Annotated in this window: 22 protein-coding genes and 1 CRISPR repeat array; of the genes, 13 read left to right on the plus strand and 9 right to left on the minus strand. The window is 64.3% G+C overall.

Going from position 1 to position 24,345, the window contains the following annotated elements:
• Window positions 1-37: 37 nt before the first annotated feature.
• From JWZ97_RS01500 to JWZ97_RS01530, 7 genes are all read right to left on the minus strand, one after another.
• The gene (locus tag JWZ97_RS01500; RefSeq protein WP_205432935.1) at window positions 38-874 is read right to left on the minus strand and encodes a hypothetical protein; all 837 of its coding nucleotides are present in this window, start codon (window positions 872-874) and stop codon (window positions 38-40) included.
• Window positions 871-3,246, minus strand: a complete 2,376-nt coding sequence (cas3u, locus tag JWZ97_RS01505) for a type I-U CRISPR-associated helicase/endonuclease Cas3 (protein WP_205432936.1) — start codon at window positions 3,244-3,246, stop codon at window positions 871-873. The genes JWZ97_RS01500 and cas3u overlap by 4 nt, the downstream gene beginning before the upstream one ends.
• Before the next feature lie 86 nt (window positions 3,247-3,332).
• A CRISPR array of direct repeats spans window positions 3,333-3,652; the repeat unit is 36 nt; unit sequence CTTCAACGCAGCGCTCCCCGAAGAGAGCGCGGTAAC.
• A gap of 142 nt (window positions 3,653-3,794) precedes the next feature.
• Complete coding sequence (gene csb2, locus JWZ97_RS01510; protein ID WP_205432937.1) at window positions 3,795-5,099, minus strand: type I-U CRISPR-associated protein Csb2; 1,305 nt, start codon at window positions 5,097-5,099, stop codon at window positions 3,795-3,797.
• Window position 5,100: 1 nt separating this feature from the next.
• Window positions 5,101-6,249, minus strand: a complete 1,149-nt coding sequence (cas7u, locus tag JWZ97_RS01515) for a type I-U CRISPR-associated RAMP protein Csb1/Cas7u (protein WP_205432939.1) — start codon at window positions 6,247-6,249, stop codon at window positions 5,101-5,103.
• A gap of 428 nt (window positions 6,250-6,677) precedes the next feature.
• Window positions 6,678-7,382 carry a hypothetical protein gene (locus JWZ97_RS01520; protein WP_205432944.1) on the minus strand — a complete coding sequence of 235 codons (705 nt, stop codon included), beginning with the start codon at window positions 7,380-7,382 and terminating at the stop codon, window positions 6,678-6,680.
• A 369-nt stretch (window positions 7,383-7,751) separates the two neighbouring features.
• On the minus strand, window positions 7,752-8,231 hold the full coding sequence (locus JWZ97_RS01525; protein ID WP_205432946.1) for a cupin domain-containing protein: 480 nt from the start codon (window positions 8,229-8,231) through the stop codon (window positions 7,752-7,754).
• Between the two features lie 11 nt (window positions 8,232-8,242).
• Entirely contained in the window at window positions 8,243-8,899 is a 657-nt protein-coding gene (locus tag JWZ97_RS01530; protein ID WP_205432948.1) for a glutathione S-transferase family protein, read from the minus strand.
• A 204-nt stretch (window positions 8,900-9,103) separates the two neighbouring features.
• On the opposite strand from JWZ97_RS01530, the gene purE reads away from it, so the two are divergent.
• Together purE and JWZ97_RS01540 are read left to right on the plus strand one after the other, a co-directional pair.
• Window positions 9,104-9,595: a 5-(carboxyamino)imidazole ribonucleotide mutase gene (purE, locus tag JWZ97_RS01535; RefSeq protein WP_205432950.1), complete on the plus strand. Its 492-nt coding sequence runs from the start codon at window positions 9,104-9,106 to the stop codon at window positions 9,593-9,595.
• A complete protein-coding gene (locus JWZ97_RS01540; RefSeq protein ID WP_205432951.1) occupies window positions 9,595-10,737 on the plus strand; it encodes a 5-(carboxyamino)imidazole ribonucleotide synthase in 1,143 nt (380 codons plus the stop codon). Before purE ends, JWZ97_RS01540 begins: the two co-directional genes overlap by 1 nt.
• Before the next feature lie 121 nt (window positions 10,738-10,858).
• On the opposite strand, the gene JWZ97_RS01545 is transcribed toward JWZ97_RS01540, so the two are convergent.
• Window positions 10,859-11,167 (minus strand): hypothetical protein, encoded by a 309-nt coding sequence (locus tag JWZ97_RS01545; RefSeq protein WP_205432952.1) that lies wholly within the window; start codon window positions 11,165-11,167, stop codon window positions 10,859-10,861.
• A 222-nt stretch (window positions 11,168-11,389) separates the two neighbouring features.
• On the opposite strand from JWZ97_RS01545, the gene cysD reads away from it, so the two are divergent.
• From cysD to JWZ97_RS01580, 7 genes are all read left to right on the plus strand, one after another.
• Complete coding sequence (gene cysD, locus JWZ97_RS01550) at window positions 11,390-12,298, plus strand: sulfate adenylyltransferase subunit CysD (protein WP_205432955.1); 909 nt, start codon at window positions 11,390-11,392, stop codon at window positions 12,296-12,298.
• A 112-nt stretch (window positions 12,299-12,410) separates the two neighbouring features.
• Window positions 12,411-14,069, plus strand: coding sequence for a sulfate adenylyltransferase subunit CysN (gene cysN, locus JWZ97_RS01555; RefSeq protein ID WP_205432960.1), 1,659 nt, complete (start codon window positions 12,411-12,413; stop codon window positions 14,067-14,069).
• Window positions 14,070-14,244: 175 nt separating this feature from the next.
• Window positions 14,245-14,598: a cytochrome c5 family protein gene (locus tag JWZ97_RS01560; RefSeq protein ID WP_205432961.1), complete on the plus strand. Its 354-nt coding sequence runs from the start codon at window positions 14,245-14,247 to the stop codon at window positions 14,596-14,598.
• A gap of 37 nt (window positions 14,599-14,635) precedes the next feature.
• Window positions 14,636-17,500, plus strand: a complete 2,865-nt coding sequence (glnE, locus tag JWZ97_RS01565) for a bifunctional [glutamate--ammonia ligase]-adenylyl-L-tyrosine phosphorylase/[glutamate--ammonia-ligase] adenylyltransferase (RefSeq protein WP_205434501.1) — start codon at window positions 14,636-14,638, stop codon at window positions 17,498-17,500.
• Window positions 17,501-17,543: 43 nt separating this feature from the next.
• Window positions 17,544-18,467, plus strand: coding sequence for a branched-chain amino acid transaminase (locus JWZ97_RS01570; protein WP_205432963.1), 924 nt, complete (start codon window positions 17,544-17,546; stop codon window positions 18,465-18,467).
• Window positions 18,468-18,764: 297 nt separating this feature from the next.
• Window positions 18,765-20,600, plus strand: a complete 1,836-nt coding sequence (mutL, locus tag JWZ97_RS01575; protein WP_205432965.1) for a DNA mismatch repair endonuclease MutL — start codon at window positions 18,765-18,767, stop codon at window positions 20,598-20,600.
• A gap of 111 nt (window positions 20,601-20,711) precedes the next feature.
• Window positions 20,712-21,320: a nucleoside deaminase gene (locus tag JWZ97_RS01580; protein ID WP_205432967.1), complete on the plus strand. Its 609-nt coding sequence runs from the start codon at window positions 20,712-20,714 to the stop codon at window positions 21,318-21,320.
• Window positions 21,321-21,350: 30 nt separating this feature from the next.
• Here JWZ97_RS01580 and JWZ97_RS01585 read toward each other — a convergent pair whose 3' ends face one another.
• Window positions 21,351-22,022 (minus strand): alpha/beta hydrolase, encoded by a 672-nt coding sequence (locus JWZ97_RS01585; RefSeq protein WP_205432970.1) that lies wholly within the window; start codon window positions 22,020-22,022, stop codon window positions 21,351-21,353.
• Between the two features lie 215 nt (window positions 22,023-22,237).
• Between JWZ97_RS01585 and JWZ97_RS01590 the strand changes: the two genes are divergently transcribed.
• The 4 genes from JWZ97_RS01590 (at window position 22,238) to JWZ97_RS01605 (ending at window position 24,333) form a co-directional block, all read left to right on the plus strand.
• The gene (locus tag JWZ97_RS01590) at window positions 22,238-22,621 is read left to right on the plus strand and encodes a hypothetical protein (RefSeq protein WP_240342426.1); all 384 of its coding nucleotides are present in this window, start codon (window positions 22,238-22,240) and stop codon (window positions 22,619-22,621) included.
• A gap of 123 nt (window positions 22,622-22,744) precedes the next feature.
• Window positions 22,745-23,209: a hypothetical protein gene (locus tag JWZ97_RS01595; protein ID WP_205432971.1), complete on the plus strand. Its 465-nt coding sequence runs from the start codon at window positions 22,745-22,747 to the stop codon at window positions 23,207-23,209.
• Window positions 23,210-23,370: 161 nt separating this feature from the next.
• Window positions 23,371-23,688: a DUF3175 domain-containing protein gene (locus JWZ97_RS01600; protein ID WP_205432972.1), complete on the plus strand. Its 318-nt coding sequence runs from the start codon at window positions 23,371-23,373 to the stop codon at window positions 23,686-23,688.
• 168 nt (window positions 23,689-23,856) lie between these two features.
• Window positions 23,857-24,333, plus strand: coding sequence for a YbhB/YbcL family Raf kinase inhibitor-like protein (locus JWZ97_RS01605; protein ID WP_240342427.1), 477 nt, complete (start codon window positions 23,857-23,859; stop codon window positions 24,331-24,333).
• Window positions 24,334-24,345: the final 12 nt, after the last annotated feature.

Here is a 24,345-nt window from a genome sequence, read left to right on the forward strand (position 1 = left end):
GAGACAGCGGGCACCGTATCGGCTAGCGATTAAGCGGTCAACTCCGATGCGGCGTCGGCGGAAGCAAACACCCGAATTTGCCGTTGCGCGTGATGCCGACAGACCAGCGGGACCACCCCTGAGCGCGGAGGTCTTCGACATCCATGCGCACCCCTGCCAACTGCATTTCACGCAGTCCGGCCCAGCTTGCCGGGCGATGAGGCAATACCCAGATAACTTCGTCGAACTTGCCTAGTTCGGCCAGCCAGCGAGCCGGAAACAGCGGCAAAGCTTCGAAGGCCAGCCACATGGCGGCCACGACCGTGGCATCTTTCGCCGACGTGGGGGCTTTGCCGCCGGCGACGGTCGCGCCGGATTTCAGCGCTCCGGGGTCCCAACCCAGGGAGCCGACGTTATCGGCGTTGAGCCAGGGGCCGAGGAGGGCTTCCCGTACACTGGTTTCCAAACTTGCCCGTACGACAGGCAGCAGTTTGCGCACTGCCGCAAAGAGTTTGAGGCCGCCTGCGGTCATGTCCAGCTTGGTTTCGGCCAAACTCACGCCTTTCTTGCCCGCTACTTCGTACCAGTAAGCCTCCAGCCATTCCCGTTCCCCGGCGTTGGCCGTGCGCATCTGCTCGCGGTAGCGCTCGCGGAGGTAGCCCTTGATCGTGTCGGCCCAGTTCAATTCCGGGGCTCGCTCACGGTCGACGAGATAGTCGCCGAGCACGCCCAGCAAGTCCCCCCAGGACAGGCCGGCCAAACAGGCACTCCCGTCGCTTTCCCGCCAATGCAGCGTGGCCGACGGCTTGCCCCGCGAGGCGACGATCCGTAAAAGGCCGAAGGAAGCGAGTTGGGCTTGCGGATTGGTGATGTTCAGACCGCTCAGCTCGATCATGCAGCCCCCTCGGCTTCGGCCCGCGAGCGCGCCCAGTCCGCCAGCCGCACCAGTGTCTCCAGATAGGTAAGACCCCAAAGGCCGAACTGCTCGTTCAAGCGGGCGTAGCGGTCGGCCCAGCTTGCGCCGCCCGCCGCCGCCCAATGCTGCGGGTCGGGGCGTGCGGACAGCCAGCAACGCCCCCGGCCGTGATGGGTGGCCACCAGATAGCCGATCAGTTCATCCGTCGCGGCCAAGCCGGCCGCGCTGGCGATTTCGTGGCGCCAGCCGGCGGGCAAACCTGATAGCGACCGGGCCAGCCGGGCTTGTTCGCGGCTGCGCGCGCGGGATTTGGCGAGTTTTTCCATGCCCGTGGCGCCCAGGGCCAGTTGGAAACGATCGTCCGCCTTGCCTATGTCATGCCACAGCGCCGCCCGGCAGACCGCCTCGGCCAGGTCGTCGCTCAAAACCGGGGGGATGAATCGGCGCGCGTACTCGGCCACCCCGCGCGAGTGTTCGTCCAGCCCGACCTCCACGCCGGTCAGCCTTTCCGGTTCCGGCGCGCCGTAAATCACCGCCACGCCGCCGGGATAATCCTGCAGGCGCCAGGATTGCTCGGGTCTTATGCCCGCCAAGGCCAGCAACTCGTCATCGTCGATCGGCTCCCATTCATGGGTGTAGGCCGCCAGCCAATCGGCGGCCTCCGCTTGCAGGGCCGGGTGTATGCGGGTGCGAAACGGCGTGTCGCCCAGGTCGCTCACCGGTTCGCCGCTATCCGGCGCCCAACCCCAGGCATCGCAGCCGCCGTAGTTCGCCGGGACGATCAGCGTGGCGCCGGCGTGTAGCCTCGTTTCGGCGCCGGGGCTGACGCGGCCGTTGTCGCCGTCCCAACGGGCGACGGGACGATTTGGGTGACGGCTGTTCAGCCATTCCCTCAGTTCCCATACCGGCAGGGTCAGGGTTTCGCGGCTTGCCGGCGGCAAGGCGCGCAAATAGGCATCCCAGTGGGTGGGATCGGCCGGCATGTCGGCGCGCCAGACGATGGCCGCTTCGGCACTGGAGGCATAACCGCGCAGCCAGGGCGCGATGTCGATAGTGGCGGCAGTGCTGGTTTGCGCCAGCAAGCGCAGGTCCGCTGAACCCAGCATGGGATAATCCGGTTCCGCTTCCGCCGGCAGCTCGGCATCGCGCAAGGCCAGGGGCGACAGGTCGAGTTGTCTGGACTTGCCGGCCCGCGCCGTGAGCCAGTTCCAGGCGGTTTTCATATCGTCGCCATAGACCGGGTCGATTTCGCGCGCCGACTTGGCATGCACGATCTCGATGGACGCTGTCGGCAATTCGCCGGCCCGGTTCACGCGCCCGGCGCGTTGTAGCAAGGCGGACAGCGGCGCGCTTTCCGTCACCAGGGCGTCGAAATCGAAATCCGCGCCGACCTCGATGGTTTGCGTCGCCACCGCGAACAAGGTCGCCCGGCCCTTGGCGCGGGCACCGGCTTCCAGGCGGGGTAAAAATTCGGCCAGCAGGCGTTCGCGATCCGGCCGGCGTATGCGCCCGGTGATCAGGCACGTTTCGCCGTGGGCGGCCAAGGCTTCCGCCACCTGACGGGCGGTACGCACCCGGTTGCAGACGACGGCCACCACGCCGGCTTCGGCCGCGCGCAGCGCCAGTGCCCGTTCGCACAGGGTTTGCACCAGCGCCTCGCGGGAGCATTCCCTCAAGGTCGCGAGCTTGGGCGCGGCCAGCTTTTGCCGCAGGGCCGCACAGGCGTAATCGGTTTCGTCCAGGGCAAAGCCAAGGCCGCCGCGCGGCGTGGCGCTGAGCAGCAGCGTCCGCCAGGGCAAGCCCAAGCCGTCGGCGCGCAGCCGGGCGATGCTTTCCAGCAGGGCGGCGAAAGGCGCCGCGATGTGGGCCTCGTCCAGCACCAGCAAGGCGTCGTTGCCGGCCAGGGCGGCATGGATGGGCGCGACGTGCCGGGACGAACCGTAAGCGCGGAACAGCAGGCGCGAGCCCAATTGGTCGACCGTGGTGGTGATGACGGCCGGGGCGAGCGGGTCGGTCACGCCGGGGTCGTCAAGGTCCAGCCCGCCGTGCAGCGCGGCCAGTTGCAAGCCGGGCACTGCCGTGCGCAACGTTTCCGCCTGGCGCGCCACTTGGTCCACCACCACCTGGCGATCCACACACCAATAGAGCCGGGTGGGAACGCCGGGGAAACTCCGGATTCGCGCCCAGGCCCAGGTGTCCAGCAGCGTGGTTTTGCCGCTGGCGGTGGGCAGGCTAAGACTGTCGGGCCAGTGGCCGTCCGCCAGCGCTTGCGCCAGGCGGATCTGCCAGGGGTAGGGCGCGCGGTCCCGTAGCGTTTGGTACCAGTCGAAGAAGGCGGGGGCGGCGGTCATCGTGGGCGGCTTTCCTTGTGAGTGGTTGCGTCCGTTTGGCGGAAATTATGCCCGGAGGCGAGCCTCGATACGAGTGAACCGGAACGGGGAAACGCAGCGCTCTCCGGAGAGAGCGCGGTAACGCCAGGCGGAGCCGTGGTCGGTTTGCTCGCCCTGCCTTCAACGCAGCGCTCCCCGAAGAGAGCGCGGTAACGCGGCTGACCCGGCGCGGCCGGGCCTGCCAGTCGGCTTCAACGCAGCGCTCCCCGAAGAGAGCGCGGTAACGCCGAGTGCGGCGAACAAGGCCTGGTTGGCCCAGGCTTCAACGCAGCGCTCCCCGAAGAGAGCGCGGTAACATCTCTGCGACCAATCCAGCGCCGAGTAGAAATTCCTTCAACGCAGCGCTCCCCGAAGAGAGCGCGGTAACCGGCATCGTCCAAATGCTCCGAAAGCTTGGTTATTTTGCCGCAGATTCGCGAAGCCGGCGTATTAGGGTTGCCGACCATCACCCGGCCGCGGTCTGCCGCGCCCGGACTGCATTTCGGACTGCGCGAAACTTCCCGCCTATTTCAGTCATTCCCGGTGCGCGCAAAGGGCAGGGGCTTGAACAGGCCCAGTCCGAAATAGCGCTCGCCGCCGGCCAGCAAGGGGCCGGTGACCGGCTCGGCGAACTCGACCAGGGCATGGCGCCGGGGCAAGTCGTGTTCGCGGCGCGGATAAGTCTCGCTGGCATGCACGGCTCCCCGCAGATAAGGCACCACGCCGCTTTCCACCCGTATCGGCCGGGGATAGCCCGCGCGGGCGATGGCCTGGGCAACGGCCCGGCGCGCATCGGTGCCCACCCGGTGTTCCAACACCAGCGGAGTGGCGCTGGCCCAAAGGCGCGACGGCCGGGACCAGGTGGCGGATTGCAGGGTCGCCAGCGCTTGGGCCGGCAGGCTCACCGGGATGCGCCGGCCGCGCAAGGGTATCCCGCGCAAGCCGGCCAGCGCGGTGAGCAAGGCGCGCTCCGCTTCCGGTTCCATGTTGGCAGGCAGCAGCGCGGCGACGCCCAGCACCGAGCCGTCGCCGTGCTCGCCGCCGATGTGGGGCAGGGCCAGCCAGGCGACGTGATCGTGCGTGCCGTGACCGTGGATTTGCGCGGGGGCGTCGTCCCCCAGCCGCGCCAGCACGGCGGCGCGCAAACCCTCGGCCAGGTGGGCGGCGCTGCGGATGTCGCAGGGTTTGGTGCGCAGGGCGATCAGCCTGCCCCAAGGACCGGTCTGCGCCGTCGCCGGCGCGTCGCCGGCTAGCCAGCGGTAGGGCTGCGCGGGATCGAGACTCGCGGAGCAACGGCCGCGGAGGTAGTCCCGCTCCAGGGTCTGATATCGTCCCGCGGTCGGTACGCGCAGGTAGAGGTCGCCCGTGCGGTCCGGCACCAGATTGGGCTCGGGCACTCGTTCCGCTGCGTAAACGTCGCCCAGCACCAGGCTTTCTCCACGGCCGACATGGCTGAGGCGGCGCACCGCGCGGCCGATGAGCGGTGCGGCGTCGGCCGCCACCGGCCAGTGATAGCTGACCACCGGCGAGGCCGGAAAAACTTCCGGTGCCGCCATCAACGCCAGGCCGCGAAAGGTATGGGCCGTGGGTACGGCGATGCGGTGAGCCGGATAGAACGAGGCGTGCGGCGCCGTGATGGCGGGCGCCGTGCCTTCCAGGGCTTGCAGGGCCCGCACGACGTCCTCGCCCAGTCCGTGGTCGCAGGCCGCGGCCACCAGGGCGGCGTAGACGCGCGCCGGGGCCGGCGGCCATTCCGCGCAGTCGGGCCGGGACGGATCGGCTAGGATGACGGGACCGAGAAATTCGATGCCGAAGGAGAGGACGGCGGTTTTCACCTCACTCTCCGTCTTCTTCGCCGCCGTGGCCGGCCTGCGAGGCTTCGATGACCTTCAGCAAGCCGCTGCCGGCGCTGAGCACGACGGGCCGCGTTTGCCAACTGAGGCCGAGATCGGCCGCGACTTTCAAGGCTTCATTTAAGACTGTTTTGGGCCCATCGGCTGTGAATTCCAGCGCTTCGACCCGGCCGCCGCCGAAGCGGGCCAGCCAGGCGATGTCCCGGTAAATCAGGTCGCATCCGGAGCGCAGATACAGCTTGCGGGTCGCGACGGTTTGCACGGCCCAGAGGCCCAGCGCCGCCAAGGCCGCGCGGACGGCGATGTCCCGTTCGGTGCTGCGTTGGCCGTCGTCGCCGGGGAAGCCGTATTTGCCCAGCACGCCGAGATGCAAAGCGCCTTGCAGGACGATGTCGTCCACGTCGACGCCATCCTTGCCCGCCGAAGCCGGCACGCTGCCGTGTCCCAGGTCGGAAGGCTTCTTCGCCTTGATTTTGCCTTTGGCATCTTTCGATGCCAGGGCGGGGTCGGTGGTCAGTTGACCGTTTTCGTCCAGAAACACGTCGCCGGCGTCTTTGGTGATGTTGAGCGGATCGGACTTCTGTGCCGCTCCCGGCCGTTCCACCGCGCCGGTGCCGTAGATGCGCGCGGTGACGGCGCGGGCCAGTCTCAGCACCTGGCCGCCGCCGCCGGTGTGGCTGTCCCATACGCCGAACAGCAGAGATTCCGGCGAGTGCAGAAACAGGTCCGTGGCCGCCGCCGGGCGTGCCTCACGCAAGCGGACGCCGAGCGTCGATTTGAAAAAAGGCTGGCCGTCCAGGTTGGAGTCGCGCAACGCCGCATCGAAAACCCGATGCGGCAACTGGCGCGAGTTGATCAGTATTTCCCCCTGGTCGTCGACGATGTCGAACGAGGGCGTCAGACCTTCGTCGGCGATGACTTCTTCCAGGCGATTGGCGAAAGATTGCGGCGAGTCCAGCCGGACTTCGCCGGTGGGCGTGATGAGGTAACGCGAAGGATCGCCTTTTCTTTCCGGTGCATAGGTGGGAGGAGCTACCCGGCGGGAACCGTCGGACGATTCCAGGTGGGCGAGAAAGGAAAGGGCTAGTGCTTCGTTGACCAGCGCGGTCAGGTTGGAATAGCTCAGATGCACGAAAAACTCCTTTTTGCGGTTGATGTGTCTGCCGGTGAACGACGGCTGAATTTATATCAGGCCGCAGTTGCACGGGGAACCGGCGGGACGTCGGGAAAACGGGTGTCCGCGCAAGCAGGGAGGGAATTGGGCCAAGTCCGGTTTCCATCACTGCCGCCGGCAGAGGGAGCAGAAGGTTGAAGTATCGTCCCTCCGCATCGGGTGGATCGTAAGGCGCAAGTAAACGTGATCGCAGCATGGACCGCACGGCACAAGAGCCGATGGGTGTGGCGGGAATCAGCCGCAGCGTTCGCTGCCTTGTTCCGCCGGAGGCGCGCCTTATTCCGTAAGAGTCGTTTGCTCGAGAAAAAAACGTCCCGCCGGGGCGGGACGTTTCATGGGGGCCGCTACGCCCGGTCGCTGTGGCCGGGCGTGATCGGTCGAGTGCTTCAGGCCCGACCGCGCCGTTTGCCGAGCAGCAGCACCGGCAGGCTCGATGCCAACAGCGCCAAGGCGGGAGGAATCGGTACCGCTTGCACGCCCAATTGAACAGGGGGTGTCGTGACTTTCGCGACATCGACATTGGAAGACAGGAACTCGACGCGCAGACCGGTCGGGTTGCCGCTCCCCCGCCTTTCGTTGGTCACGAAGAATTCCAGCGTATTGATGCCGCCGACGAAACCGCTTTCCGTGCCGAACGACGTCCAGTCGCGATAGGAAACTGGGTAGGGCGTCGATGTCAGGGAAACGCCGTTCAGTTTGACGGTTGCGCCGTTGTCGGCCGAGAAGCGGGCGCTGAACGACGCCGTCGAGGCGTCGTAGCCTGAAAGATCGAAGTCCAAAGTCCATTTGTAATGTCCTTCGCTTAAGGCGTCGTAACTTTGGGCGGCATTCGCGGTCGGAGCCAGCCATTTGGACGCTTCCGTATTGGCGATCCAGTAGTTCAGGGGGAAACCGGAGTTGGGAGCGACTACGCCGTACCCACCGGTGCCGGTCGCGGTTCCGGAGAGGGTCTCGAAGGCATAGTGAGTGTCTACCGTTCCGCTGCTCAGCCCCTGGCCGGTATTCACCAATCCTGCGATCGTGGAGGCCTCCGACAGGGGGGAGAAGATGGACGTGGCCACGATCATGGCGAGTGCTGTGTTTCGTGTCATGGGGTGCTCTGCGTTTACTCGTTAGTGGGGGTAAATCCGGGGACTTACCTGTGCCTGTTTGCCGTTCCCGCGTGATCACCGCGGGGGAAAAGCTCGTTACATTCGGGGAAAGGAGGAAGCGGCTAATGGTTACAGCGATACCGTTTCGCCCGATGCATCGTATAGAGCACATGCCGTGCCAGTAATTTAAATTATTTAATAATCAATCTATTGCGATTTCAGCGGACGTGCTCGTGCCGGCAAGTGTATGGCTGGCCTTACACTCCGTTTCGCAACGGAGGGCTGCTTTCGCCGCTGGCCTTTCGGGTGTCCGCCGACCGGAGTTCGCCGGAGCGGCCTCGGAAATCCGCGACCGCTCGTCGGCGTGCATCAATAGGCGCTACCGTCGGTGTGGAAGTAGCGATAAGGGCTGCGATCGGCCCGTGCTTCCAGATCCACGTCGGGATAATGGGCCCGGTCGCCGGGCAGGCGGTCGCCGACTTCCAGATAAACGGCCGGTGCGTCGCTGCGGTTGATCAGGCGATGGCCATCCTCCCGGCCGGCGGGGAAGCCCGCGCAGTCGCCGGCAAGCAGGATTTGCTCGCCGGCTTCGGTGACCAGGGTCAGTTCGCCTTCGAGCACGTAGACGAATTCGTCCTGGCGCGTGTGCCAGTGGCGCAGGGCGGAGGCGGCTCCGGGTTCCAGCCTGGCCAGATTGACGCCGAAGTTCTGCAAGCCCAGCGCATCGCCCAGGGCCTGCTTGCTGCGTCGGCCGAGTTCATCCCGCCATTCCTCGCGCGGATAGGTGGACGTGGTTTTGGAGGTAACGGTCGCCGGATCGAGAGCGGGTAGGGAAAGTCGTGTTTTCATGGTTTCGATACTCAGGGTTTGCGGGCCGCGTAAAACAATTGCAGGGCCTGGGCGCGGTCTTTCGCCACGGATTGCGCGGCTGGCCGTGACTCGATGAGCTTAAGATAATCCGCCACGGCGGGAAGATGGGCGGCGATCAGGTCTTCACCGTAAATGGCGACGGCCGCTTTTCCGATCAGGGTAAGATGTGGCCACGCCGCGCAATCCGCCAGGGTGAAACGGTCGGAGAAAACATAGGGCGAAAAGGCGGCGAGGCGGGAAAATCCTTGCAGTCCGGCTTCCAGCCGGGTTTTCACGTCCGCCTTGGCGTCATCGGGCAGGGAGCCGCCGAAGAACGCCTCGGTGTAAAGCCTGCGTGCGACTTGTTCGACGTTCAGTTCCAGATGCAGGATCAGTTCCCGGCATTTGGCGCGGGCGTAGGGATCCGCGGGATAAAGCGGGTTTTCCGGGTAGGCGTCCTCCAAGTATTCCACGATGGCCTGGGATTCCGACAAAGCGCCCTGTGGCGTGTCGATGTACGGAATTTTTCCCAGCGGTGACTTTTTCAACAAGGATGCGTCTTGGGAGGGCGCCACTCTTTCCTCGTGAAAAGCGATGCCCTTTTCCAGCAGGGCCAGCTTGACCTTGTTGAAATAATTGCTGATGCCGAAACCGTACAAAGTGATCATGATGCAGTCCTTATCGGATGGGTCCAGGGGGTGAGGTGTCATGGGAAGAATTCGCCCGACCGTCTCGTGGCCGATATTCGGGCGGGTCGAATGGCGCGCTTCGGCAATAACATGGGACAAATTAAACAACGAGTCCATGACCGTCGATGCCAGCGACGTCCCGTTCAGGTAGAATCGCGCGTTTTTTATCGCGGTAGCACGTAAATGGTTCAAATCGGCATCGTCATGGGCAGCAACAGCGACTGGGAGGTCATGCGGCACGCCGCCCGGCAGTTGCGGGATCTCGGAGTCGCCTACGAGGCCCGGGTCGTTTCCGCCCATCGCACCCCGGACTTGCTGTTCGAGTACGCGGAAAGCGCCGCGGCGCGAGGGCTACAGGCCATCATCGCGGGCGCCGGCGGGGCCGCTCATCTGCCGGGCATGCTGGCGGCCAAAACCACGCTGCCGGTGCTGGGCGTGCCGGTGCCGTCTAAGTATTTGAAAGGTCGGGACTCCCTTTATTCCATCGTGCAGATGCCCAAGGGCATTCCGGTGGCCACCTTTGCCATCGGCGAAGCCGGCGCCGCCAACGCCGGGTTGTTCGCGGCCGCGCTATTGGCCAATCACGACCCGGACCTGAACGATCGCCTGCAGGCATTCCGCCGCCGCCAGACCGAAGCCGTGCTGGCCCTGCAATTGCCGGACTTGGAGGACTGATGGCCGGACATATCCTGCCCAATGCCATGCTGGGCATACTCGGGGGCGGCCAGCTGGGCCGCATGTTCACCATGTCGGCCCGAGCCATGGGTTATCGCGTGACCGTGCTCGATCCGGACCGGGAAAGTCCGGCCGGCTCCCTAGCCGACGTCCATCTGTGCGCGGCCTACGATGACGCTCTGGCCCTGCAGGTCCTGGCGGAAACCTGCGTCGCGGTGACCACCGAATTCGAGAACGTGCCGGCGGATACCATGCGCTATCTGGAACGGCACGTCCGCGTCAGTCCTTCGGCGGAATCGGTCGCCATCGCCCAGGACCGGATACGCGAGAAGCGCTACATCAACCAGGCCGGATTGCAGACCGCGCCCTTCCTGGTCGTCGAACGGGAAGCCGACCTCGATCAGAATCTGAGCGGCCATGTGCCGGGCATCCTCAAGATCGCCCGGCTGGGTTACGACGGCAAGGGGCAGATACGCGTCAAGACCGCGGAGGAGGCCAAGTCCGCCTTTGCGCAGATGGGGCAGCAGCCTTGTGTGCTGGAGCGGATGCTCGACCTGCAAACCGAAATCTCGGTCATCGTCACCCGCACCGGGCCTGGTGAGGCGGTTTGCTTCCCGGTGGCGGAAAACCAGCACGAGTCCGGCATACTCGACGTCAGCATCGTGCCGGCCCGCGTGCCGGACACTATCGCGGAAAGTGCACGCGGCATGGCGCTTAAGCTGGCCGAGGCCCTGGATTACGGGGGTGTGCTGGCCGTCGAGTTTTTCGTGTTGCAAAACGGCGAGCTGCTCATCAACGAAATCGCTCCGCGCCCGCACAACAGCGGGCATTACACCCTGGATGCGACCCTGGTCAGTCAGTTCGACCAGCAGGTGAGGGCGATGTGCGGCCTGCCGCCGGGCGACACCCGGTTGCTCAGCCCGGTGGTGATGGTCAATCTGCTCGGCGACATCTGGCGCGACGATGAGCCGGCCTGGGATAGGCTGCTCAGCCAGCCGAACGTGCATTTGCATTTGTACGGCAAGAAGTCGGCCCGCATCGGCCGCAAGATGGGCCATTTCAACGTGCTGGCCGAAGACGTCGACGGCGCCTTGCAGCAGGCTTTGAAACTGAAGGAAGGATTGCAGGGCAGGGCGGGTTAGGTGCGCGACCCAAAGGCTTAGCCCACAGGCAGGAGCTTGCTGCGCATCGTAACCCGCCGAATGGTGGCGTGCCGGGCCGCTCCCGGACCGCGATGCGCCAGCCTCCCTGGTAATACCATCGCTATTTCTTGATGGTCTGATAACCCTCTTCGCTTTCCTTCATGATCTTGCGGCCCTCTTCGACGATGCGCTCGCCTTCGTCGATCTTCTGCTGGCCCTGGCGTATCAGTTCTTCGCCCTGCTGAACCTTGCGCTGTCCTTCCAGCCAGCGTTCGCCTATCTGCTGCAATCCCTGGCTCTCGATGAGGATTTGCTCGCCCGACCTGGGCTTCGCGGCTTCCTTGGGCGGCGCCGGGTGTGGTGCGGAGGCGCAGGCGCTCAGCAAGGCGGCACAGGTGAGGAGGGCGAGCGGTTCGAGTCGTTGCGTCATGGCGGAAATTCTCCTGGGCGATTCAATAGTAGGGGCCTGGAACCAACCGGCCCGCGATGCGGAATTATGCCGAACCGAACCTGAAGCTGACAAACCCGGCGCCATGCTCCGCGGCTTGGATAGGTGCTTGCTTTGACAACCATTGTTGCCCAGGAAGCCCACCAGCCTCCAAGCCCCTTTGTGATACCATGCCGCCATAAACGCTCGCTTAACGTTCCTCTAATGACCGATCACACTCTCACTCACCTCAAGCAACTGGAAGCAGAGAGCATCCACATCATCCGCGAAGTCGCGGCCGAATTCGAAAATCCCGTCATGCTGTACTCCATCGGCAAGGATTCGGCGGTCATGCTGCACCTGGCCATGAAGGCGTTTTATCCCGGCAAGCCGCCTTTTCCGCTGATGCATGTCGATACCACCTGGAAATTCCGCGAGATGATCACGTTCCGGGATCGCATGGTGCGCGAGTTGGGCCTGGAGTTGATCATCCACGTCAACGAAGAAGGCGTGCGCCAGGGCATAGGCCCGTTCAGCCACGGTAGCAAGAAGCACACCGACGTGATGAAAACCGAGGCGCTCAAGCAGGCCTTGGACAAATACAAATTCGATGCGGCTTTCGGCGGCGCGCGCCGCGACGAGGAGAAGTCCCGCGCCAAGGAACGCGTCTATTCCTTCCGCGACCAGCATCATCGCTGGGACCCGAAAAACCAGCGTCCGGAACTGTGGAGCCTGTACAACGGCAAGGTCAACAAAGGCGAGAGCATCCGGGTATTCCCGCTCTCCAACTGGACCGAGCTGGACGTGTGGCAATACATCTATCTGGAAAACATTCCCATCGTGCCGCTTTACTACGCCAAGCCCAGGCCGGTGGTGGAGCGCGACGGCGTGCTCATCATGGTGGACGACGAGCGCATGCCGCTGCGGCCCGGCGAGGTTCCCCAGATGAAGACGGTCCGTTTCCGCACCCTGGGCTGTTATCCGCTGACCGGCGCGGTGGAGTCCGAAGCGGACACGCTGCCGGCCATCATTCAGGAAATGCTGCTGACACGCACGTCGGAACGCCAGGGCCGGGTCATCGACCACGACCAGGCCGGTTCCATGGAAGAAAAGAAGAAGGAAGGGTATTTCTAGCTTAGCTGCCGGGCGGGTTGCCGGCGCAACCCACCGATGACCGCCTGTTTCCTGATCGCGCCTCTAGGCTTCCGGTCTGCATATCGCGTCCAATACTTCCGCCATTTTGACCATGTCCCATCAATCCGATCTCATCAGCACCGACATCCACGCCTACCTTGCCCAGCACGAACGCAAGGAACTGCTGCGTTTCCTCACCTGCGGCAACGTCGACGACGGCAAGAGCACCCTGATCGGCCGGCTGCTGCACGATTCCAAGATGATCTACGAGGATCATCTGGCCGCCATCCAGAAGGACAGCGTGAAATCCGGCACCACGGGCGACGACATCGATCTGGCCTTGCTGGTGGACGGTCTGCAGGCCGAGCGCGAGCAAGGCATCACCATCGACGTGGCCTACCGCTATTTCTCGACCGCCCAGCGCAAGTTCATCATCGCCGACACGCCGGGCCACGAGCAGTACACCCGCAACATGGCGACCGGCGCATCCACCTGCGACCTAGCCATCATCCTGATCGACGCCCGCCACGGGGTGCAGACCCAGACGCGGCGCCACAGCTTCATCGTGTCGCTGCTGGGCATCAAGCATGTGGTCGTGGCGATCAACAAGATGGATTTGCTGGGTTTCAGCCGCGAGACTTACGAAACGATACGCGCGGACTATCTGGCGTTCGCCGACAAGCTGGCCCTGCGCGACATCCACTTCATCCCCATGTCCGCCCTGCGGGGCGACAACGTGGTCAACCGCAGCGAGGCGATGCCCTGGTTCGACGGCCTACCCCTGATGGAATTGCTGAACACCATCGAAATCGCCGACGACCAGAATTTCGACGATCTGCGCTTCCCCGTGCAATGGGTCAACCGGCCCAACCTGGACTTCCGCGGTTTCAGCGGCACCGTGGCCTCGGGTATCGTGCGCCGGGGCGACACGGTCATGGCCTTGCCGTCCCGCCGGACCAGCAAGGTCAAGGCCATCGTGACTTACGACGGCGATCAAGCCGAGGCCTTCCCCCCTCAGGCGGTCACGCTGACGCTGGAGGACGAGATCGACGTCAGCCGCGGCGACATGCTGGTGCGGCCCGACAATCTGCCCCACCTCGGTTCGCGCTTCGAGGCGCACATCGTCTGGATGACCGAGAATCCGCTGATTCCGGGGCGCCAGTACACGATCAAACAGACCACCCGCTGCGTCAGCGGGTCCATCCCGCGCATCCATTACCGCATCGACGTCAACACGCTGGCGCATCATGCGGCCGACCGCCTGGCGCTCAACGAGATCGGCCGCTGCGAGATCGCCCTCAGCGCGCCCATCGCCTACGACGCCTACACCCGCTGCAAGACCACCGGCTCATTCATCGTCATCGACCGGCTGACCAATGCGACCGTCGGCGCCGGGATGATACTGGGGCCGGCCGAGTCCGACGGAGCCGTCCGCCACGTGAGCGCGGAAGAGCGCGCCGCCCGCTTCGGCCAGCGCGCCGTCACCTTGTGGCTGACCGGCGACAACCGGCGCGAGGTCGCCTACGCCCTGGAACGGCAGTTGTTCGATCGCGGACACGCCGCCGCGGTGATCGACGAAGACGGCCGGGATATCCCGGCGGCATTGCTGGCCCGTAGCCTCAACCACGCGGGCCTGGTGTGTCTCGCCGCCGTCGCGGACGTGCCGCCCGTGGATGCCGGCAGCCTGGTGCTCCCGGCCGACGAGGTTGACGTGGAAAAAGTCATCGAACTGCTCGACCCCCTGGCCGGCAAGCAGGACTTCACGATCTGATACTCGGTCCTCATCGACGGAACCGGCCGCCCCGCGCATCGCGCGGACTCCCGCTACCGCCGGCACGGGACTATATTTTCCGGCGACCACACTGGCCGTTCGGCTGCCTCGAGCTAGCGTGCACCGCGCGAGCAGGCGTCGAACCGGCGAACGCAAGCCCACGGAAAAACACGATATGAAGACAGCATTAACCAGCGCCGCTCTCGCCCTGTCCTGCCTACTCGCCGCGTGCGCCGAGAATGCTCCGGCGAAGCGGACGGCACAAAAAGCCGATTTCGAACGCGGCATGCGTGTCTATCAAGCCACATGCGGCGTATGCCATGAAAGCGGACGCAACGGAGCGCCCTCTCTGGAAGACGTGGAAGAATGGGACGAGCGGTCTCTGGAATGGACCTCCCTGATGAAGGACCATGTCACGCACGGTTTCATGGGCATGACGGCGCAAGGAGGCCGCGCCCGGCTGAGCGAGCAGGACATAGCCGATGCTTTGTATTACATGACCATCAAGATCCGGGCGGAGGAGAATTGATGCGGCCGGCAATCCTTGCTAGGCCCGCCGCATCGTGATGCAGCCTCGTTTCACCGGGCTGCCGGCTGAGTTGAAGCTCGCGGCCGAAAACCTTTGGGCCGATTTCCTCGCAAGCGGCATCGCGATCCCCGACCTGCCGGTCGAGCGCGGTGCGCTTCTGGAAGGAAGCCTGGGAACGGTCTGGGCCGCCAGCCCCTTCGTCGCGGAGCAATGCGTGCGGCGGCCGGCCTCATGGTTCGAATTGCTGACCGGCGAATTGCTGTTCGAGGCCAGGGCCGAATCCTCTTGCCGGCGCGAGTTGGCGGCCCTGCTGGCCGGGGCTGGGACGGAAGCGGAGCTGATGGCCATCCTGCGCTACTTCCGCAACCGCGAGATGGTGCGCGTCGCCTGGCGCGACATCGCCGGCTGGGCGAATCTGGACGAAACCCTGGCCGATCTCTCGAACCTGGCCGAAGCCTGCGTGGCCGAGAGCCTGGAGTGGCTGTTTCTGCGCGCCTGCGAGTTGCGCGGTACGCCGCTGAACCGGGGCGGCCAGCCTCAGCGCCTGGTGGTGTTGGGTATGGGCAAGCTGGGCGCGCGCGAGCTGAATTATTCCTCGGACATCGATCTGATCTTCGCCTACGAGGAAGAAGGCCAGTTGCCGGACAAGAAAGAGACCAGCTACTCCGAGTTCTATACCCGGCTGGGCCGCTCCCTGGTCAAGGTGCTGGACGAGGTTACCGGCGACGGCTTCGTCTTTCGCGTCGACATGCGGCTCCGCCCCTTCGGCGATGCCGGCCCCCTGGCCATGAGTTTCGACGCCATGGAGCGCTATTACCAGAGCCAGGCGCGCGAATGGGAGCGCTACGCCATGGTCAAGGCGCGGGCGATCGCGGGCGATGCGCCGGCCATCCGCGCGCTGGACGACATCCGCCGGCCTTTCGTCTACCGGCGTTACCTCGATTACCGCGCCTTCGGCGAGCTGCGCGAGTTGAAGCGCAAGATCGCCCTGGAACTGCAGCGCAAGGACCGGCAGGACAACGTCAAGCTGGGGCCGGGCGGCATCCGCGAGATCGAATTCATAGGCCAGGCTTTCCAGCTCATCCGCGGAGGACAGGAAAAGCGCCTGCGCGAGCGGGACATCCTGACGGTCCTGGACCGGCTGGGCGAACTGGAACATCTGCCCAGGAATATCGTGCAGCGGTTGAAGGAGGCCTACCGCTTCCTGCGCCTGACGGAAAACCGCATCCAGCAATACGCCGACCAGCAGACCCACGACCTGCCCGCCGACCCGTTGCGCCGCCTGGCTCTGGCCCACGGCATGGGATACGCCGACTGGAACGGGTTCAAGGCCGCTCTGGATGCCGTGCGCCTCGGGGTGCACGAGATCTTCGAGCAGGTGATATCCGCGCCGCAGACCGCCGAAGGCGAAACCGAAAACCGCCAGTGGCTGGAGCAGGACGATGCCATGTGGCGCAAATCCCTGATCGAGCTGGGCTTGCGGGAGCCCGAGCCCTTGCTGCCCCTGCTGCTCGCCTTCGGGCAGTCGACCGCCATACGGCGCGTCACGACCCGCGGCGCCGCCGAGCTGAACCGGATCATGCCGCTGCTGCTGCGGGCCGTCGGCGGTGTCCAGGAGCCGGCCGAAACGCTGGCGCGCATCCTCAAGGTGCTCGAAGCCATCGCCGGCCGCAACGTCTATTTCACCCTGCTGGCCGAGAATCCCCTGGCCTTGTCGCAGCTGGTGAAACTGGCGGCGGCCAGCTCCTGGATCACCCAGTACATCGCCGACCATCCGCTGCTGCTGGACGACTTGCTGGATCCGGCAGGCCTCTACACGCCGCTCAGCCGCGAACAACTGCGGGCCGAACTGGACGCCCGTCTCGGTTCGGTGGACACCGGCGACACCGAGCAGTTGATGACCGTGCTGCGCCAGTTCAAGCAATCCAATGTTTTGCGCATCGCCGTGGCCGATATCATGGGGGTCATCCCCATCATGGTGGTCAGCGACTATCTCACCTGGCTGGCCGAAGTCCTCGTCGAGGAAGCGCTCGCCCGCGCCTGGCAGCAGACCTGCGAACGCCACGGCCCGCCGCCGGGAGGGCAGGGCGATCGCGTTCAGGGTTTCGCGGTGATCGCCTACGGCAAGGCCGGAGGTATCGAACTGGGCTACGCCTCGGATCTGGATTTGGTATTTCTCTACGGCGGCGTGGACGACAACGCGGTCACCCAGGGCGCGAGCCCCATCCCCAGCGCGCAGTTTTACGCGCGGGTGGCCAAGCGCATGATCTCCATCCTCACCACCCAGATGTTGTCGGGAGCGCTCTACGAGATCGATCTGCGCCTGCGGCCCAGCGGCAGTTCCGGCCTGCTGGTGAGCAGCCTGGCGGCTTACCAGCATTACCAGTTGCACGAGTCCTGGACCTGGGAGCAGCAGGCCCTGGTGCGAGCGCGCTTCATCGCGGGCGACCCCGCGGTGGGCGAGCGGTTTCTGGCCATACGCCGGCAAAGCCTGGCCCGTCCGCGCGAGATCGGCACCCTGCGGCGCGAGGTGAGGGAGATGCGCGAGAAGATGCGGATCAACCTGGAGCACAAGGACAGCGCGCTGTTCGACCTCAAGCAAGGCGCGGGCGGTATTGCCGACATCGAGTTTCTTGTACAATTCGGCGTTCTTTCGGGCGCTTCCGAACACCCCGACGCGCTCACGCGCTGGACCGACGTGGTGCGGCTGCTGGAGTCCTTGCGGGACAGCGGATTTCTCTCGGCGGACGATGCGGCCCTGCTGAAACAGGCCTACTGCCGCTACCGCGAACTCGGCCATAGGGCGGCGCTGCTGGATCAGTCCGCGCTGGCGCCGCCGGCCGAGTTCGCCGATCTGCGCGACCGTGTCCTATCGATTTGGCGCACCTACCTGGAAGGCTAGGCGCCCGACCTTATACCCATAAACCTGAACGGGAGAACGATCAATGGCGATGGATGACAGAGACGGCGTCATCTGGCTGGACGGCGAATGGCTGCCCTGGCGGGAAGCCAAGACCCACGTGCTGACCCACACCCTGCACTACGGCTGCGGCGTGTTCGAAGGCGTGCGCGCTTACAACACGGAGCGCGGGACGGCGATTTTCCGCCTGCGCGACCACACCGACCGGCTGTTCCGTTCGGCTCACATCATGCACATGAAGCTGCCCTACGATAAGGACACCCTGGACGCCGTGCAGCTCGACGCCTTGCGCCGCAACCACCTGTCCAGCGCCTATCTCCGGCCCATGGCTTTCCTGGGCGCCGAAGGCATGGGCCTGCATGCGGCCAATTTGAACGTCCACGTCATGGTCGCGGCCTGGGAATGGGGCAGCTATCTGGGTGCCGAAAACATGGAGAAGGGCATCAAGGTGCGCACTTCCTCCTACACCCGCAATCATGTCAACAGCGTGATGAGCAAGGCCAAGGCCAACGGCAACTACGTCAATTCCATACTGGCGGTCCGCGAAGCCGTCGAGGCCGGTTGCGACGAGGCTCTGCTGCTGGACCATGAGGGCTATGTGGCGGAAGGCAGCGGCGAGAACTTCTTCATCGTACGCAAAGGCAAGCTTTACACGCCGGATCTGACCTCCGCGCTGGAAGGCATCACCCGCGAAACCATACTGACCATCGCCGCCGAACAGGGGCTGCAAGTGATCGAAAAGCGCATCACCCGCGACGAGGTCTATATTGCCGACGAAGCTTTCTTCACCGGCACCGCCGCCGAAGTCACGCCCATTCGCGAGCTGGACGGGCGCAGCATAGGCTCGGGCGGGCGCGGTCCTATCACGGCCAAGCTGCAAGCGCTCTATTTCGACTACGTCTACGGCCGGCGAGCCGATCACGCCGACTGGTTGAGCCATACCGGCTGATTACGCCGGGCTTAATTCTTCACGCCCCCTTGCCGGGACATTCTTGCAGGATGTCCCGGACGCTCCCTTCGTTACCGAGCCTTACGCCTATCCCCTGCTGGAACCCGCTACGGCTCGGGTTGGCGGCGCTAAGGCGCAACCGGCATCAGCACATCCCCAGGCGTCCGCGCCCGTTCCGTGGCCTTGCATGATAAGGGCTTAGGCCCGCGACGAATGTTTAAAGACCCGCAGCGTCCAGCGGTCCGGTAAAATGGAGCGGCCGGTTTTATAGCCATCCATCCAACAACGGCCTGCACCATGCCCATCCGCCAGCTTCCTCCCCAATTGATCAATCAAATCGCCGCCGGCGAGGTGGTCGAACGGCCCGCGTCGGTGGTCAAGGAACTGGTCGAAAACAGCTTCGACGCCGGTGCGGGATCGGTGGAGGTCGATATCGAGCAGGGCGGCTCGCGGCTGATCCGCATCCGCGACAACGGCTGTGGTATCCCGCGCGACGAACTGGCGCTGGCGCTGGCGCGTCACGCCACCAGCAAGATCGCCAGCCTGGACGATCTGGAGCGGGTGGCCAGCATGGGCTTTCGCGGCGAGGCCTTGCCCAGCATCAGCTCGGTGGCGCGGCTCAGCCTGACCTCGCGCACGGCGGGGGCCGACGCCGCCTGGCGCATCCTGGCCGACGGCACCGAGCAGGGCTACGACATCCAGCCGGCGGCGCATCCGCCCGGCACTACCCTGGAAGTGCGCGACCTGTTCTACAACACCCCGGCGCGGCGCAAATTTCTCAAGACCGAGAAGACCGAATTCGGCCACATCGAGACTTTGCTGAGGCGCATGGCCTTGAGCCGCTTCGAGACCGGCTTCGTGCTGCACCACAACCAGCGCGAAGTGCTGAACCTCAAGCCGGCCGCTACCGACGCCGGGCGGGAGAAGCGCTTGGCGCTGGTGTGCGGCGAAGAATTTCTTGGCAATTCGCTGGCGGTCAGTTACCAAGCCTCGGGCCTCAGCCTGAGCGGCTGGGTCGGCCTGCCCACCTTTTCCCGCGGCCAGGCGGACATGCAGTTCTTCTACGTCAACGGCCGGCTGGTGCGCGACAAGCTGGTCGCCCATGCCTTGCGGCAGGCCTACCACGACGTGCTTTATCACGGCCGCCAGCCGGTTTACGTGCTTTATCTGGAACTGGACCCGGCCCTGGTCGACGTCAACGCCCACCCCGCCAAGCTGGAAGTGCGCTTTCGCGAAGGCCGGCTGGTGCACGATTTCCTATTCAGCGCCCTGCACCGCTGCCTGGCCGACGACCGGCCCGGCGCGAGCGTGCCCGAATCTTACGAATCAAACGAAACGATCCGGTCCGTCGAGGCGGAGCCGTTCTTACAGGCTGCTGCCGACGTCGAGACGGTTGCTACAGCCCCCGCTTATGCCCCGCGCCGCCCGCCAGCGCAGGCCAGTTTGCCCTTGCAGGTGCGGGAAACCCTCAGCGCCTTGCAAACTTTGTATGCAGCGTCGCACGAATCGACGCGGGTTCAGGTCCACCAACCGCCCGAGGATACGGCTCACCCGCCCTTGGGCCAGGCCATCGCCCATCTGCACAACATCTACATCCTGGCGGAAACCCGCAACGGCCTGGTACTGGTGGATGCCCATGCCGCCCACGAGCGGGTGACTTACGAAAAACTCAAGCGCCAGTTTCAGGCCGGTTCCATCGCCAGCCAGCGCCTGCTGCTTCCGGTGCGGGTGCGCGTGACCGAAGCCGAGACGGAGCTGGCGGAGGAGCACGCCGCCGATTTCGAGAAACTGGGCCTGGAATTGAGCCGCAGCGGCCTGGATACCCTGCTGGTCAGAGCTCTGCCGGCCTTGTTGAGCGCCGAGCGGGCCGAACAACTGGTGCGTGACCTGCTGGCCGATCTCAATCAGCAAGGCCGCAGTTTCCGCCTGGAACAGGCGCTGAATCAGGTGCTCGCCACCATGGCCTGTCACGGCTCCGTCCGCGCCCAGCGCCGACTCACCACCGCGGAAATGAATGCCTTGCTGCGCGAAATGGAGGCGACCGAAAACTGCGGCCAATGCAACCACGGCCGACCGACCTGGATCGAACTGGGCGCCAAGGATTTGGACCGGTTTTTCATGCGGGGGCAGTGAGCCTAACGGATCGCCCTAAGGGTATCCGCCCCATGGTGTTGCATGCGCAGCGATGAAGGGTATCTATATCACTACCCCGGTGCCTAATCGGAAGAATGAGGATAGCCGGTGATGACCATGACGGACGAGTTTCGCAACATCGGACAACAACGCCTGGCGAACATCGAGCCGCTAAGCGCAGGCATTAACGCTTGGAAAACCTGGTTGCAGGATTACCGACTCGGCGGCGGACATGCCGATAACGTTTACGTATGGCTTGCCTGTACCTTGGCGCTGGAGTCCGTTGCGGCCGGAAATTTCGGCGTGGGCTGCGTGTTGGTCGATGGCCAGGGAGCCTTGGCGGTTCAAGGGCACAATCGGGTATTCACGCCGCACTTCCGCAGCGATTTACACGCCGAGATGGTCGTCATGGATGAGTTCGAGGATGCCCATCCCGAGCCGGTCGGTTTGGAAGCTTATACCCTGTATACCTCGCTTGAACCCTGCCCCATGTGTTTGGTGCGATTGAGCACGTCCGGTATCGGCAAAGTACTGTACGCGGCGCCCGATGTGGAGGGTGGCATGGTAAGCCGCTCGAGTCTGCTGCCGCCTTTTTGGCTCGACTTGGCTCAGCGAAAAACCTTCGGTCAGGCCCACTGCGCGCAGGATCTGGTTCATGCCGCGAACCAGATCTTCCTGCTCAACCTGGACGAATTGGTCGCAAGAGTTAAGGCAAGGTGAGCCCGGCCGTCAGCACGCCAAGAGTCGGGTTCAATGATGGTGGTCATCGCCGTCAGCTTTGACCAGGGCTCGATGCAGATAGTCGGCGATCAGACCGATCCCGTTGTCGTCCAGGCCCAGATAATCGCCGGGATTTTCCAGTTTCTGCACGGGGATTTCCCGTTCGCTCAGGGTCTGTTCCATTTTCTCCAGCGATTCCGGAGCTTGCGGTTCCAGGCCGGCCCCGACCAGCAACACGGGCGGCTTGGAGGCCGGGGTATCGAAGCCGATCCTGTTTGGCTCCAGCCCCCCTGCGATGGCGACGACGGCACCTAAAGGCCGCTCGCGGCGCAATGCCGCGTAGAGCGCGAGTTCGGCGCCTTGGGCGAACCCTACCAGGGCCAGTCGATCGCCGGTCAGCTTGCGTCTGGCGAGGGCCGCATCGATGAAGGTGTTCAGGCGCTCGGCGGCTGCCGGGTAGCCGTCGCCCGTTTGTCCTGCCTGGGGCGGCGATAGCCATTGCCGTCCACCATCGTCCGATTTGACCGGCCAGGGCGCATGCGGAGCGAGGAATTCCGCTTTGCCCAGGATGGGCGCCCACTCGGGCGCCAGACCGATGACCTCGTCGCCGTTGGAGCCGGCGTCGTGCAGCAGGACGACGATATATTTGGGTTTGCCGCAGGATAGCGGCGGCTGGCTCGGGCCTTCCAGATCGGTTGCCATGCTTCGGTGTCTCCGGTGGGTATCTGGTCGGGACATTGTCATCCGCGCGTCCGTACTTGCAAACGCCCCCGGCGCGGGTTAATCCCGGCGGATGAGCCCGTAAGCCCCGAACGCCGCGGCCTGCACGCCTCACCGGCGATTTTCGGAAATAGAGAACTGCCGGACAGAGGGCTTTTGATCGGCGTGCGTCGGGAGATAATCGAGCCGTCCGGCCCGTGGCAAAGCATCGCTTGGTCACCGGGCCGGACGAAACCGACAGGACTACGTGGAAGGCGATGAACCCTATCAACTCACTGATCCGCTTGATCGACGGCGCGCTTTCGACCCAGGTGATGTTCCGCGACGGTACGATGGTCACGCGGTTTCGGCCGCACGACATCATCGCCCGGGGAAGCGTGGAGGCCGGGGTGGTGGTGGTACGCGGGGTGGTTGTCGCCGATGCTCAGGCTGCCGAGGACCGCGTCATTCCGCTCTGCGACATCAGCGGTGTTTTCAGCGAGCGACCGCAGCAGACTTTCGCCGCAGATCCCGAGTTTCTCCGGCGTAACCCGGTTCCGCGAGGGTGGACGACGATACACACCCTGGCCCGGCGGGTGTGAGCCCGGTCGAGGCTAGCGGTTGGGCGAACCGGAAGCGGACGTCATGTCGGTATAGAACCCAAACCCGACCCATCACCGCGGGAAGGGCTAGCACAGACCTCCTGACACTTAAAAGACACGACCATGGCCGCATTGACGAAAAACACCGCTACTATCGAACTGGCTAGCGCCAAAACCAACGGACTCGCCAATCTGGGCGTTCCCATCGACGAAAGCACCCAGGTGAAAAAAGGCAAGCTGCAGGAGTTCCTGCAAACCTTGGACACCGGCGCGATCGCCCGACGCTATCAGAACATCCGCGTCACCGCGATCAAAACGACCGAAGGCGGCCGTCTGTTCTCCAAAGTCATCGTCCAATTCGAGGTATTCGGCGACGACTGGAACAGCGTGGGGGTCAACACCGGCGTCGATTTCGCGCTCTACCAGGGCGACAAGCTTTTGCACTCCATCCAGCAAGGGCGGATATTTCTTCCCTATACCCGTAGCTGGTACGAAGACCAGTACGAGCACACCATCCCCAACGAAGTGTTCGACGAGCTTACTCGCCTCGACTTCATCGCCAACGCCGACGAAGTGCAGCCGGGCTAAGATTCCGCCCAATACGTGCCGACGCCCACGAGCCGGTTCCCGCGTGTTGCACGCGCGGATGCCGGCCCGACTATCGATAGCGCGCCCGGGCCTCAATCAGGATTTGCGCCGCCGCAAGCTTTCGCTGTGAAATAGCCGGGTTTTCCTGTCCGGCTATCGCCATGGTTGCAGAGCTACCCACTCGGTGGTCCCAGCAGGTCACCAAAACCAGCAATGCCTTGGATCTCGAACCGGGGGTGTTCACCCTGGACGATCCCCGTGCGATCGCCTCTTCCCTCAAACGATCCGCCGAACAAAGCCATAGGCGCAAGGCCGATCCGTTCCGGTCCGCCATGTCCATGCTCAACTTTTATATCAACCGTGCGGGCAGCCAACTAGCCGATAAGCGCCGTGTCTGCCTGGAACAGGCGAAGGACGAGTTACGCGATCTGTTCGGCAGGCCGCGACGCAACCGGGATGTGCCGCCGCGCGTAGGCTAACGGAGTCTGGCGCAAGCTACCGGCTTGGGCCTATGATGCCGGCCGATCCAGATCGGACTCGATACTTTCAGGGAGTTGGACATGTACAAACGGTCAGCACTATGGGTGCTGTTAATGCAGTGGGCAGTGAACACTGCCCTTGCCGAACCCGGAACAGGAGACCTGGCCATGAGCTTCAGCTTGCGATCCTCGGCCTTCGAACATCAGGGCGAAATTCCTCGCCGTCATACCTGCCAGGGGCTGGATGCCTCGCCTCCGCTGAGCTGGTCGGGGGCCCCCCCGGGTACCAAAAGCCTGGTGTTGATCGTGGATGACCCGGACGCCCCCGATCCGGCCGCGCCCAAGATGACCTGGGTGCATTGGGTCCTGTACAACCTCCCGCCCGTGGCCACCGGATTGCCGGAGGCCGTGGTGGTGGGTGATTTACCGAAAGGCACCCGGGAAGGTTTAAACGACTGGAAGAAAACCGGTTACGGTGGCCCTTGTCCGCCCGTCGGCCGGCACCGCTATTTCCATAAGCTTTATGCGCTGGACCTCGAACTGCCCGATTTGGGCCATCCGACCAAGAGCCAACTGGAAAAGGCGATGAATGGACATGTGATTGCCAAGACGGAACTGGTGGGCACTTATCGCAAGGAAAACTGAGCGGGTTCCCGC

The sequence above is a fragment of the Methylococcus sp. EFPC2 genome (assembly GCF_016925495.1).
GTDB lineage: Bacteria > Pseudomonadota > Gammaproteobacteria > Methylococcales > Methylococcaceae > EFPC2.